An 11,978-nucleotide genomic window follows, 5' to 3' on the forward strand; every position below is an offset into this window, starting at 1 on the left:
AGTCTCCGTCGCGGCACGGGCCGCAATCAGGGTTGGCCGAAGCCGTAGAGCCTCGCCGGGTTGTCGACGAGGATACGGTCCATCACGCCATCGTCGCCGCACCAGGCGCGCAGCACGTTCAGCAGGCCGGCGTCGTCGACCGTGCCCGGCGCCTCGGTGGTGTGGGGCCAGTCGCTGCCCCAGAGCATGCGCTCCGGCGCAGCCCGGACCAGCGCACGGGCCAGTGCCTGCGCGTCGCCGTAGGCCGGGGCGCCTTCTCGCGAGCGCATGTAGACGCCGGACAGCTTGACCCAGGTGTTGCCCCTGTCGAGCAGCCGGCGCAGCGTGGCGAAGGCGGCGCCGGCCGGCCCTTCGGCGGGATCGATGCGCGCCATGTGGTCGACCACGAGCGGGGCGGGCAGGGCCTCGAGTAGCGGCGCCAGTTCGACCAGCTGCCCGGGGTGGACGAAGACCTGGATGTGCCATCCCAGGCGCGCCGCCTTGCGCGCGAGCGCCGTCAGCATGTCCGGCGTGGTGGCGCCCCAGGATTGCGGCGTCACGAAGTTCACGCGCAATCCGCACACGCGCTGCGCCGCGAGGCGCTCGAGCTGCGCGTCGTCCACCTCGGCGCCGACCACCGCGACGCCGCGCGCGCTCGTGCCGAGCTGCGCCAGCGCGTCGAGCATGCAGGCGTTGTCGGTGCCATAGGTCGACGGGTTCACCACGACAGTGCGCGACGTGCCCAGCCGCTCCTGGAGCTGGCGATAGGCGGCGACCTCGGCGCGCGGTGGCTGCCGCTTCCAGTGCCGCGAGGGCGCGAAGCGCGGATCGAAGATGTGCATGTGGCTGTCGCAGGCACCCGCGGGCAGCGCGCGCGAAGGGCGCTCGAGCCCGACCGAATGCGGCACGGGATGCGTGAGCGGGAGATCGGCCATCGGCGTGTCAGTCGAGCTTGATGTTGCCCTTGCGGATCACCTCGGCCCATTTCGCGTCTTCCTTCTTCAGGAAGGCCGCGAACTCGGCCGGTGTGGAACCGACGGCCTGCACGCCGACGTCGGCGAAGCGCTGCTTCACCTCGTCTTCCTTCAGTACGTCGACCAGCGCCTTGTGCAGCTTCGCGGCCACCGGTTCGGGCGTGCCGGCCGGCAGCAGCAGCCCGTTCCATTCGAAGGCCTCGTAGCCCGGCACGACCGATTCGGCCACCGTCGGCACGTCCGGCAGGCGCTTGGAGCGCTCGGGCGACGAGACTGCGAGAGCCCGCAGCTTGCCCGAGGAGACCAGCGGATAGGACGCCGCGATGGTGCTGAACATGAAGTCGACCTGGCCGCCGGTCACATCGACGATCGCGGGGCCGCCGCTCTTGTAGCCGACGTGCACCATGTCGAGGTCGAGCCGCTGGCGCAACAGCTCCGCCGCCAGCCGCTGCACCGTGCCGCTGCCGCCGGAGGCGAAGTTCAGCTTGCCCGGCGCGGCCTTGGCCCTGGCGACCAGGTCCTTCACGTCCCTGATCGGCGATTCGGCCCTGACGATGAGGAGGTTCGGCGCCAGCGAGACCAGCGCCAGCGGCTGCAGCGCATTGCTCGCATACGGCATGCGCGGGAACAGGTGCGGATTGATGGAGTAGGGCGTGGCGTCGTAGAGCACGGTGTAGCCGTCGGCCGGGGCCTTGGCGGCGAAGCTCGCGCCGATGGTCCCGCTCGCGCCGGGGCGGTTGTCGACGATCACGCTCGTGCCCAGCTTCGCGCCCATGCGCACGGCGAGCACGCGCGCCAGCGCATCGGCCGAACCGCCGGGCGCGTAGGGGACGACCAGGGTGATCGGACGTTCGGGAAAGGCGGCATGGGCCGAGCCTGCGGCCAGGACGCAGATCGCCAGCACGCGGCGGATGAAGGTTTTCATGTGTGGTCTCGATGAATGATCGGGTGGAAAAGAGCGCAGCGCATCCGCTCACTCTGCTTTCAGGTCGAGGGCGCGCGCGAGCTCGTCGTAGGCTTTCACTTCGCGGGCGAGCTGCGCGCCGAACGCGTCGGCGCAGGTGCTGCGCGCTTCCATTCCGAGCATCCGGAACTTCTCCACCGTTGCGGGCGCGCCGGCAAATTCGGTCGCCACGCGCCGCAGCGCGGCCAGGACCTGGGGCGGCGTCTGCGCCGGCGCCAGCAAGCCGTACCAGGCGTCGGCGGCGTAGCCCTGGATGCCGGCCTCCTCGAAGGTCGGCACGCCCGGCAGCAGTGCCGAACGCCTGGGCGCGGCGACGGCGAGTGCGCGCAGCTTGCCGGCCTGCACCTGCGGGAGGACCGACCCCAGGGTTGCGAAGGAACTGTCCACCTGTCCGCCCATCAGGTCGGTCGTGGCCTGGGCCGCGCCCTTGTAGGGAATGTGGTTCATCGACGTGCCGGTCAGTCGCGTGAACTGCTCGCTCGCGAAATGGCCGGAGCTGCCGCTTCCCGGCGTGGCATAGGTGCGCTTGCCGGGCGCTGCCTTCACCTCCTGCAGGAACTCGCCGACCGTGTGGGCGGCCATCGACGGCCCGACCACCAGCACCGTCGGGCTTACTGCCAGCGAACACACCGGGGCGAACGAGCGGACCGTGTCGAACTTCACCCGATGGCTGTAGAGCGCCGGGATCATCGTGTGGTTGGTCGCGCCCAGCAGCAATGTGTAGCCGTCCGGTGCGGCGCCGGCCACGGCTTCCGCCGCCAGGATCGTGTTGGCGCCCGGCTTGTTGTCGACCACGAAAGGCTGGCCGAGCGCGCGTGCGGCATGCTCGGCGAATGCACGCGCCACGGTGTCGGTCGGGCCCCCCGCGGAAAAGCCCACGAGGATTCGGACCGGCTTGGCGGGCCAGGCGGTCTGTGCAGCGGCGGGCAGTGCCGTGCACAGCCCCACCGAAACGGCCAGCGACACCGTCATCAAATAGATCTTCATGGCTTGTCTCTCGTTGTTGGAAGCTGCGGCGCGTTTGCCAGGCACGCCATTCGGCGGACGCGGCGCCGCGGCGGTTCAGCCCGCGACCGGCTGCCGGGCGAGCACCTGCAGCACGTTCTTCGCCGCGCCGATGCCCATGTTCACATAAGCGTCACCGGTCACGCCGCCGATGTGCGGGCTCAGCACGAAGTTCTTCTCGCCCTGGAAAGGGTGGCCCGCGGCCATCGGCTCCACCGCGAAGCTGTCCAGGCCCGCCATGCCCACCTGGCCCGAACGCACAGCGGCCAGCAGCGCCGCCTCGTCGACGAGGCCGCCGCGCGCGGTGTTGACCAGGATCACGCCGCGCCTGCACCGGGCCAGCGTGTCGGCGTTGACCAGGCCGCGGTTGTCTTCCGTCAGCGGGCAGTGCAGCGAGATCGCATCGGACTCGCGCCAGATCGTCGGCAGGTCGACGGCCGTGACATGGGGCGGAAGATTCCCGGCATAGGGATCGAAGCCGATCACGCGCATGCCCAGCGCATCGGCCATGCGGGCAAAGCGCAGTCCGATCGCACCCAGGCCGACCAGCCCGATGGTTCGGCCGCCAAGCTCGAGGCTCTTGTGCGTGGCCTTGTCCCAGTGGCCGGCATGCATGCGGGCATCGAGCTGCACCACTGACTTGGCGCAGGCCAGCAGCAGGGCCAGCGCCTGCTCGGCCACCGCGGCGGCGTTCGCGCCCACGGCCGCGACCACCTCGATGCCGCGCGCCTGGGCCGCGGCCTTGTCGATGGTGTCGGTGCCGCTGCCATGCTTGGAGATCACGCGCAGCGAGGGCGCCGCGTCCATCACCGCGGCGCCGACCTTGCCGTAGCGCGCGATGATGGCCACCGGATCATGCGCGCGGCACAGCGCCACCAGGTCGTCCTCGGTCGGGGCCTTGCCGGCATAGACGATCTCGTGGCCCTCGAGCAGCGCGACGGCCTGCGGCGCCAGGTCGGCGCCGGTCACGAGGATGGTGCTCACAGGACCTCTCCTTCCTTGAGCACGCCGGCCGTGCGCAGCGCGCCGTTCAGCCACTTGGCCGCGGTGTCGCCTTCCTTGATCGCGGCAATGCGCGCGGCCTCGTCGCTGACCTTCCGGGCCGCCGCGGGCAGCAGCGCCTCGATCTTCTCGCGCTCCACCACCACCACGCCGTCGCCGTCGGCGATCACGAAGTCGCCCGCGCGCACCGTGACATCGCCGACCGAGACGGGATGCCCGATGCGCCCGGCGATGTTCTTGGTCGGGCCGTTCGGGTTGGTGCCCACGCAGAACACCGGGTAGTTCATCTCGTCGATCTCGAGGCTGTCGCGGCAGGCGCCGTCCATCACCACGCCAGCGATGCCGAGCTTCTGGCAGGCCGTCATCATGATGGTGCCCATGAGCGCCGAGCCCTGGTCGCCCTTGCCGTCGATCACCAGCACGTCGCCGGGCCTGGCCATCGCGATGGCGGCATGGATCATCAGGTTGTCGCCGGGACGCACCTCGACCGTGAAGGCGGGGCCGGCGAGTTTCATGCGGGGGCGCAGCGCCTTGATGCGGCCGTGCATCGCGCCTCGGCGGCCGGCCACGTCGGCCAGGATGGCAGGCTGGAATTGCGCGGCTTGCGCCACGATGTGCGCGGGTACGCGCTCGAAATTGCGAATGATGTCGGGAGGGTTGGAGGACATGGGCTTTCTTTCGGGGATGGAACAGGTAGGGGTGGACGGACTCAGTCCATCCGGACGTCGGCGTCCTTGATGACCCGGCCCCACTTGGCGAGGTCGGATTTCTGCGTATCGGCAAGCTGCTGCGGCGTGCTGCCGACCAGCGTGATGCCGAGCCGGTCGGCCATGGCGGCAAGCTCGGCGTCTTTCAGGACGTGCACGATCTCCTTGTTGAGGCGCTGCACCACCGCTGCGGGCGTGCCAGCGGGGGCATAGACTGCCTGCCACTGCTCCACCACGAAGTCCTTGAAGCCCGCCTGGCCCATGGTCGGCACGTCGGGCAGGGCCTTGAGCCGCGCCGCCGAGGTCACGGCCAGTGCACGGAGCCGGCCGCCCTGGATGTGCGGCAGCGCCGCGGCCACTGGCGCGAACATGAAGCTCGCGTGGCCCGCGAGAACGTCCTGGAGGGCTGGCGTATCGCCCTTGTAGGGCACATGCGTCATGCGTGCGCCGGTCTGCAAACGCAGCAGTTCGCCCTGCATCTGCAAGATGGTGCCGGTGCCGCCCGAGGCGAAAGTCAATGCGTCGGGCCGGGCCTTGGCCTGCGCCACGAGTTCGCTCGCCGTGCGGAATGGCTGGCTGCTGCCAACCACCAGCACGTGCGGGATCGTTCCGATCAGCGCGACAGGCTCGAAGGCCTTGATCGGGTCGTACTGCATCTTCGGCACCAGGTTGGGCACGATGGCCTGCGGTCCGATCGAGGTTCCGAGCAGGGTGTAGCCGTCGGGCGCGGCCCTTGCGACGAAGGCGGAACCGATGGTGCCCGTGGCACCAGCCTTGTTGTCGACGACCAGCGTTGCGCCGAGCGACGCGCCCAGGCGCAAGGCAATCGCGCGGCCCAGGATATCCGTCGTGCCCCCCGGCGGATAGGGCACCACCCATGTCAAGGGCCGGCCAGCTGGCCAATCGCCCTGCGCCTTGGCAGGGGCTGTTGCAATGGCCAGAGGCGACAGGGCGATGGCGGCAAGTGCGCGCCGGCGGAACAGGGGGTACAGAGTCATGATTGTCCTTTGCGGGGAGCGCGATCGAAGCCGTAGAGCACGGCCGGGTTGTCGACCAGCACGCGCCGCAGGGCAGCTGCGTCGCCGGCCCACTGCGCGAGCAGTTCCATCTGCTGGGCGTCGTCGGGCAGCGGTTGGTGACCCGCAGTGGCCGACGCATGGGGCCAGTCGCTTCCCCATACGACGCGCTCGGGAGCGGCCTGCAGGTAGCCGCGCGCCAGCGGCGCGACGTCGGCATAGGCTGGCGGGCCGGCTTCGCTCACGATGTAGCCGCCCGACAGCTTCACCCAGGCGCGGCCTGCGTCGAGCAGGCGATGGATCAGCCGATGGGCCGGATGCCGTCGTGCAAGCGACGGCGGGATGCGCCCCAGATGGTCGAAGACGAGGTGGACCGGCAATTGCAAGAGCCGGCTTTCGAGTGCAGCCAGCGCATCCGGCGCAGCCAGCAGTTGGAGGTGCCATCCGTACGGCGCTGCACGCGCCGCCAGCGCTTCGAGTTGCCGCGGCGAATTCGCGACCCCCAGCGAGAGGTTGAGGCGAATGCCGCGCACACCCGCGGCATGCAGCATCTGGAGTTCCGCATCACCGGCGAATTCGTCGATCACGGCGACGCCACGCGAACCTTCGCCGTAGCCGGCCAGCGCCTGGCACATCGGGCGGTTGTCGGTGCCGTAGGTCGATGGCGTCACGAATACCACCCGTTCGGTCCCGGTGCGCTGCTGCAGTTGCCGATAGTCCGCGACGCTCGCGTCCGGCGGCATGAGTCGCGCGCCCGGCACGGCGGGAACGCGCCCGTCGTACACGTGCACGTGGCAATCGCATGCACCAGCGGGCACGCGGACCTGCGTGCGGCCTTGTCCCGCAGAGAACGGTGCCGTCACCTTCTCTTCATCCAGCGTCTGCATGGCGAGTCTCGATCCGCGGCGACTTGTGGTCAATCGACCTTGGCGCCCGAGTCCTTGACGACCTTGCCCCAGCGCACGGTTTCTTCGCGGATGTAGGCGCCGAACTCTTCCGGCGTGCTGCCCTTCACCTCGGCACCCTGGCTCGCGAGCTTGCGCTTGACCTCGGGGTCCTGCAGCGCCTTGTTGAACGCCGCGTTGAGCTTGGCGACCACGTCCTTGGGCAGGCCGGCCGGGCCTGCGATGCCGAACCATGTGGCGGCCTCGAAGCCCTTGTAGCCCGACTCGTCCACCGTCGGCGTATCCGGGAGATCGGTCGTGCGCTTGCGCGAGGTGACGACGATCGGGCGCATCTTGCCGCTCTTGATGTGCCCGATCAGCGTGGGCACCGAGGACATGTACATCTGGATCTGGCCGCCGATCAGGTCGGTCGATCCTTGCGCGGCGCCCTTGTAGGGCACATGGGTGAACCGGACGTTGGCGGTCTTCTGGAACAGCTCGGTCGCCAGGTGCGCCACCGTGCCGCTGCCCGAGCTCGCATAGTTGAGCGTCTCGGGCCTGGCCTTGGCCGCGGCCACCACGTCGGCCAGCGTCTTGTACGGCGAGTCGGCCGCCACCACCAGCACCAGCGGCGCGCTGGCAACGAGGCCGACCGGTGTCAGGTCCTTTTCGGGGTTGTAGGGCAGCTTGGCGTAGAGCGTGGGATTGATCGCCAGGTTGCTGGTCTGGCCGAGCACCAGCGTGTAGCCGTCGGGCGCGGCCTTGGCGGCCGCATCGACCCCGAGGTTGCCGCCCGAGCCGGGCTTGTTGTCGATGACGATCGACCAGCCGTTGCTGGTGGCGACCTTGTTGGCGACCTCACGCGCGATCAGGTCGGTGCCGCCGCCGGCCGGGAAGGGCACGATCAGCCGGATCGGCCGCGACGGATACGAGGCCTGCGCAAGAACCCCGGCGGGCGCGAGGAGGGTGGCGCCGGCAACCAGGCTTGCGGCGGCGATGGCGAGACGACGCGAAGCGCCGGCACGAAGCGGGAAAGAGGGCATGAACTTGTCTCCAGTGGCCGAACTGCCCGGCCCTGTGAAGCGGGTCCGGTGCGTTCGATGGAGGCAAGTATTCGCGCTGGAGCTTCAACGGTCCAATCGATAATTTCTTGGAATCGATAAATGCCGCTTGGGGTATCAGCGGGAACGGAAGCGACCGTGCTTGGACAGCAGCACCACCAGGCGCTGCGCCGCCGGCGAGAGGTACCCGCTCTCGCGGTAGGTGACCACCATGCGGCGGCGCATGGTCACGCCCCGGACCTTCACCTCTCGCAGCGCCGCGCCCGAGCGGCCTTCCTGCAGGTGCAGCCGCGAGATGAAGCTCAGCAGGCCGGTCTCGGCGATCAGGCTCGGCAGCATCAGCAGCATCGTGCTTTCCACCTGCACCTGGGGCCGCGGCAGGTGGCTGCGGTCGAAGGTCTGGTCCAGCCAGTCGCGCGTCGGCGCACCGGGCGGCTGCAGCACCCAGCGGTAGCCCGCCAGGTCCTTGAGCGTCGGCCTTGTCTTCTTGAAGATCTCGTGCGAACTGATTGCGGCCACGACGATCGGGTCTTCGGCAAGCAGCTTCGAGGTGAAGCCCGGCTCCTGCGTGCCCTCGGTGCCGACCATCAGGTCGATCTCGCCGGCCCGCAGCAGCGGCGTCAGGATGTCGCCCAGGGCGACTGTCGTGCGAAGCGTGATGCCCGGCGCCTCGCCAATCAGTTCTCGTGCCGCCGGCGGCAGCAGAAACTGCGCGGCCGTGGGCACGATGCCGATGCGGATGTTGCCGGCCAGGCCGCGGCCGATGTCGCCGATCTCGCGGCGCGCGCTCTCCACGTCGAAGCGCGTGCGCTGCGCCCACTTGAGCAGGGCCTTGCCCGCGGCCGTGAGGCGGATGCCACGCCCCGTTCGCTCGAACAGTGCCGCGCCACAGGCCTCCTCGAGACGCTTGACGCAGCTCGTCAGCGCGGGCTGGGTCCGGTGCAGCCGCTCGGACGCGCGGCCCATGTGCTCGAGTTCGGCAATGACCTCGAAATACTGCAGATCGCGCAGATCCAAAATGTCTCCTGGTTTGCCCTTGCGCGACGCATGGCGCCAGCCCCTCGAGCGAATGATCCTGCCCCGTGCCGGCGGGCACGGGCTGTTCGCAATATAGCGCCCCGCACCTTGGAAAGAAGGCGCGTCAGTTGATCCGCGCGTTGCGGAACTCCAGCTGCTCGAAATGGCTGCCCGTGAAGTCGACCTGCTCGCCGGACAGACCGTCGGCCTGCACGCTGGTTCCGGTGCAGCCCAGGATGGCGACCCGGGTCCAGTGGCTGCTGTCGAAGTTCAGGGCATCCCACTGGCAGTTGCTGAACCGGCAGCCGCTGAGCCGGCTGTGCCGCAGCTGGGATCGAGAAAACACGCAGCCGGTGAAGACGCAGTCGGTGAGCGCGATGCCTTCGAAGTCGCAGCCGGTGAAGTTGCAGCCCGTGAAGCCGCACGAGCGCCAGACGGCCTGCTTGAAGGTCGTGGCCGCGAAGCTGCTGCCAGCGAAAGTGGAATGGGCGAACTGGGCCAGGTCGAGATCGAGGCCGGCATAGGCCAGGCTGTCGGCCTGCCCGACCAGCCCCGCGGGCGCGCCTCCCGCGCCTTTGCGCCAGAGGTCGTGGTCGATGATGATTTTTTGGGAACTCATGATGGAAAAGAGAACTCAGGCGCCATCAACTGGCATGAACAGATCGCCGGACGAGACCATGACGCGCGGAGCATTGTCCATGGTCTTCCACTGCACATTGGCTGCTGCTGGCTGTCCATGCGACAAGCCTGCGCGCGTGCGCGCGCCACCGTGAATTGACATGGGCCCTCCCGTGGATGACCGTCTCTGCGGCAGGCGGTCCGTCGTTTGATTATGTACGTCCTGTTCGAGGCCGCTTAAGCACCCGAAAGTAGCAATGCATGCGACTGGGTGCGCCATGCGTGAACAAATGCACGCCGCAATGGGCCGGGCGAGTTTTGCGTCGTTGCGCCGCCAAGCCTGGCCGCTCATCGCACCGTCATCGACCTTTCACGTCGGGGAGCAATACTGCAGAAGATGCTCGTCGGCGCTGGTAGAGGTTGCCTTTGGCACCCACCTGCAGTGGGGGTCCTCGAGGCCGGCGGCATCTCATCGATCGCACATCGGGGCGATCACTGGACCAGCTCCGAAGCATCGCGTCGACCCGCCTGCCGAAGTCGATCACCTCGCCCAAGACATCGACAAGGTCAGGATTCTGAGAGCCGCCGGATTGGTGGTCGCATTCGTTCCCGCACCTTCGCGACCGTCGATGCTCCCGGGCATCGATATCGAGTCAAAAACCAAGCCCATGCGCATGTCCACCAACTTCCGAAAGACCGGACACACCGCGGTGATTCGTCAGCCCAGCAGTTCGATCGCTGCCTGGACGATCGGCCGCGCCCAGGCCGGCGTGGCCGCGAGCGCGGCCAGGTCGCCCGGCTGCGGAAAGACGGGCTCGCCCGCGCTCAGCTCCAGCACCAGCACCGGGTCTGCGATGTCGCCGCCGGGCGGCGCCTCCGCGCTGTTGTCGAAGACCTGCAGCCGCGTGAGCTTGGGCAGCAGCTTGATGAGGTTGGCGCGCGATGCGATCCAGCGCTCGCGGATCTTGGCCTCGGGGATGTCGTGGCCGCCGCGCGCCACGCGCGCCCGCACGCGGGCGATGTGCTGCTCGGGCGAGGACAGCCCGCAGAAGATCATGACCACGTCGTGGCTCGATGCGGCGCGGGCGAGCAGCGCGGGAATGGTGCTCGCGCCCAGCGTGGTCTCGAAGGCATAGTTGGAGCCTTGCGCGATGGCCGCTTCCAGCCGTTCGCGGCCGAGGTTCCATGCGCGGGCGTTCGCCTCTTCGGGCGTGATCCCGAGCTGCGCGATGAGCTCCCGCGCGCAGGTGTCCGGGTTGAACCAGGTCAGGCCATGCTCGGCGAGCAGGGCGCCGCCGACCGAGCTCTTGCCCGCGCCGTTGACGCCGGCCAGCACCAGGATGAATGGGCGCGTGGCCGCCGTCATCAGAAGGTGTCGCCCGCCTTCGGGCGGCGCCCGAGCTTGCCCTTGGCGGCAAACAGCTTGCCCATCTGCGCCGCCGCTTCCGGCTGCTGCAGCACGCCCAGTCGCACGTCGAAGCGGCGCCCGAGTTCGTCGAGCACCGACTGCTCGCGTGCCTTGAGCGCCTGCGCGTCTTCCACCAGCTGGTTGTAGGTGGCCGCGGTCAGCAGCACCATCTCCACCGTCGAATGGTTGGTCACGGCCAGGCTGCCGGTCTTCTGGACCTGGCGGACCACGTCGCCCCAGCGGTTCTTGACGTGGGATGCGTTCTGGCGGGGCAGTTCATCGAGGTTGGGCAGGATGGCGGCCATGGTGTGCTCCTTTGAGTGCCATTATGGCAAAAATAGCAAAAATGGACAAAATGCCTGGAGGAAGCCATTTTCCGGCAATCCAGACGACCCTGCCGTCGCTCGGATTGATATGGCGCAAGGCCCGCGCCGTCCGCGGGGCCTAAGGTCTGCGAATACGCCCGCACGTGGGCCGTATTTCCGAAGGAGCTTCCGCCATGCAGACCCCGAAATCGATCCTCCTGCACCTCGACGGCTCGGCCCGCACGGCGGAACGCATCGCGCTTGCGCGCCGCCTGGCCGAGGCCTTCGATGCGCAGGTGACCGGCGCGCCGTGCACCCTGTCCACGCTCATGCGCTATCCGTTTGCGCTGGAAGGCGCCGCAGAGGCCGTGGCGATCATGCGGGAGGGCGACAAGGCCGCGTGGCAGAGGATGTACGCGAGCTTCACGGCCCAGGCCGCCGGCTCGCCCCGCATGCACTGGACCGAACAGGAGCGCGACGCGCCATGGGGTTTCGCTCGCCGTGCGCTCTACGCCGACCTGGTGATCCTGGGGCAGCGCAATCCCGAAGACCCCATGGCCTCCGAATTGCCCGGTGACTTCCTGCCGCACCTGCTGGTGGAAAGCGGGCGGCCCGCGCTGGTGCTGCCCTATGCGGGTCCGCTGGTTGCGGTGCCCGGCACCGTGCTGCTGGCATGGAAGGAAACCCCAGAGGCCGCGCGCGCGGTGTCGGCCGCGCTGCCCTGGCTGCGCGCCGCCTCGAAGGTGCATGCAGCCTGCTATGGCGAAGGCGCCGAAGCATCCTTGAAACAACTGCAGCGCTATCTTGCCGCTCAGGGGATTGCCGACGTCTCGCTGCATGCGGACGGCACCGGCGAGGGGGATGCCGGCAACAGGCTGCTGTCGATGGCCGCGGACCTGGGCGCGGACCTGCTCGTGATGGGCTGCTACGGCCACGGCCGGGCGCGCGAATGGATCCTGGGCGGCGCCACGCGCACGATGCTCGCGTCGATGACGCTGCCCGTGCTGATGTCGCACTGACGACGCACCGACCCCCCAC

At 68.9% G+C, this 11,978-nt stretch carries 13 protein-coding genes; 1 reads left to right on the forward strand and 12 read right to left on the reverse strand.

Features of this window, described 5'->3' with window-relative positions; genetic code table 11:
• Nucleotides 1-26: 26 nt before the first annotated feature.
• The 12 genes from FB547_RS16900 to FB547_RS16955 all read right to left on the reverse strand — a co-directional run bounded on the left by FB547_RS16900 (nucleotide 27) and on the right by FB547_RS16955 (nucleotide 10,940).
• Nucleotides 27-914, reverse strand: a complete 888-nt coding sequence (locus tag FB547_RS16900) for an amidohydrolase family protein (protein ID WP_145744152.1) — start codon at nucleotides 912-914, stop codon at nucleotides 27-29.
• Nucleotides 915-921: 7 nt separating this feature from the next.
• Complete coding sequence (locus tag FB547_RS16905) at nucleotides 922-1,878, reverse strand: Bug family tripartite tricarboxylate transporter substrate binding protein (protein ID WP_145744153.1); 957 nt, start codon at nucleotides 1,876-1,878, stop codon at nucleotides 922-924.
• 48 nt (nucleotides 1,879-1,926) lie between these two features.
• Nucleotides 1,927-2,904, reverse strand: coding sequence for a Bug family tripartite tricarboxylate transporter substrate binding protein (locus FB547_RS16910; RefSeq protein ID WP_145744155.1), 978 nt, complete (start codon nucleotides 2,902-2,904; stop codon nucleotides 1,927-1,929).
• 75 nt (nucleotides 2,905-2,979) lie between these two features.
• Nucleotides 2,980-3,906: an NAD(P)-dependent oxidoreductase gene (locus tag FB547_RS16915; protein WP_145744157.1), complete on the reverse strand. Its 927-nt coding sequence runs from the start codon at nucleotides 3,904-3,906 to the stop codon at nucleotides 2,980-2,982.
• Nucleotides 3,903-4,592, reverse strand: coding sequence for an RraA family protein (locus FB547_RS16920; RefSeq protein ID WP_145744159.1), 690 nt, complete (start codon nucleotides 4,590-4,592; stop codon nucleotides 3,903-3,905). The genes FB547_RS16915 and FB547_RS16920 overlap by 4 nt, the downstream gene beginning before the upstream one ends.
• Nucleotides 4,593-4,633: 41 nt before the next feature.
• Entirely contained in the window at nucleotides 4,634-5,629 is a 996-nt protein-coding gene (locus FB547_RS16925) for a Bug family tripartite tricarboxylate transporter substrate binding protein (RefSeq protein ID WP_145744160.1), read from the reverse strand.
• Entirely contained in the window at nucleotides 5,626-6,534 is a 909-nt protein-coding gene (locus FB547_RS16930; RefSeq protein WP_145744162.1) for an amidohydrolase family protein, read from the reverse strand. Before FB547_RS16930 ends, FB547_RS16925 begins: the two co-directional genes overlap by 4 nt.
• Nucleotides 6,535-6,563: 29 nt before the next feature.
• Nucleotides 6,564-7,574: a Bug family tripartite tricarboxylate transporter substrate binding protein gene (locus FB547_RS16935; RefSeq protein WP_145744163.1), complete on the reverse strand. Its 1,011-nt coding sequence runs from the start codon at nucleotides 7,572-7,574 to the stop codon at nucleotides 6,564-6,566.
• A gap of 135 nt (nucleotides 7,575-7,709) precedes the next feature.
• On the reverse strand, nucleotides 7,710-8,609 hold the full coding sequence (locus tag FB547_RS16940; RefSeq protein ID WP_145744165.1) for a LysR family transcriptional regulator: 900 nt from the start codon (nucleotides 8,607-8,609) through the stop codon (nucleotides 7,710-7,712).
• A gap of 124 nt (nucleotides 8,610-8,733) precedes the next feature.
• Complete coding sequence (locus FB547_RS16945; protein WP_145744167.1) at nucleotides 8,734-9,228, reverse strand: pentapeptide repeat-containing protein; 495 nt, start codon at nucleotides 9,226-9,228, stop codon at nucleotides 8,734-8,736.
• Between the two features lie 717 nt (nucleotides 9,229-9,945).
• Nucleotides 9,946-10,593 (reverse strand): AAA family ATPase, encoded by a 648-nt coding sequence (locus FB547_RS16950; RefSeq protein ID WP_145744169.1) that lies wholly within the window; start codon nucleotides 10,591-10,593, stop codon nucleotides 9,946-9,948.
• Entirely contained in the window at nucleotides 10,593-10,940 is a 348-nt protein-coding gene (locus tag FB547_RS16955; RefSeq protein ID WP_145744171.1) for a type II toxin-antitoxin system prevent-host-death family antitoxin, read from the reverse strand. Before FB547_RS16955 ends, FB547_RS16950 begins: the two co-directional genes overlap by 1 nt.
• 194 nt (nucleotides 10,941-11,134) lie before the next feature.
• On the opposite strand from FB547_RS16955, the gene FB547_RS16960 reads away from it, so the two are divergent.
• Nucleotides 11,135-11,959 (forward strand): universal stress protein, encoded by an 825-nt coding sequence (locus tag FB547_RS16960; protein WP_145744173.1) that lies wholly within the window; start codon nucleotides 11,135-11,137, stop codon nucleotides 11,957-11,959.
• Nucleotides 11,960-11,978 lie beyond the last annotated feature (19 nt).

This window comes from Variovorax beijingensis, from assembly GCF_007828835.1.
Taxonomy (GTDB): domain Bacteria; phylum Pseudomonadota; class Gammaproteobacteria; order Burkholderiales; family Burkholderiaceae_C; genus Variovorax; species Variovorax beijingensis_A.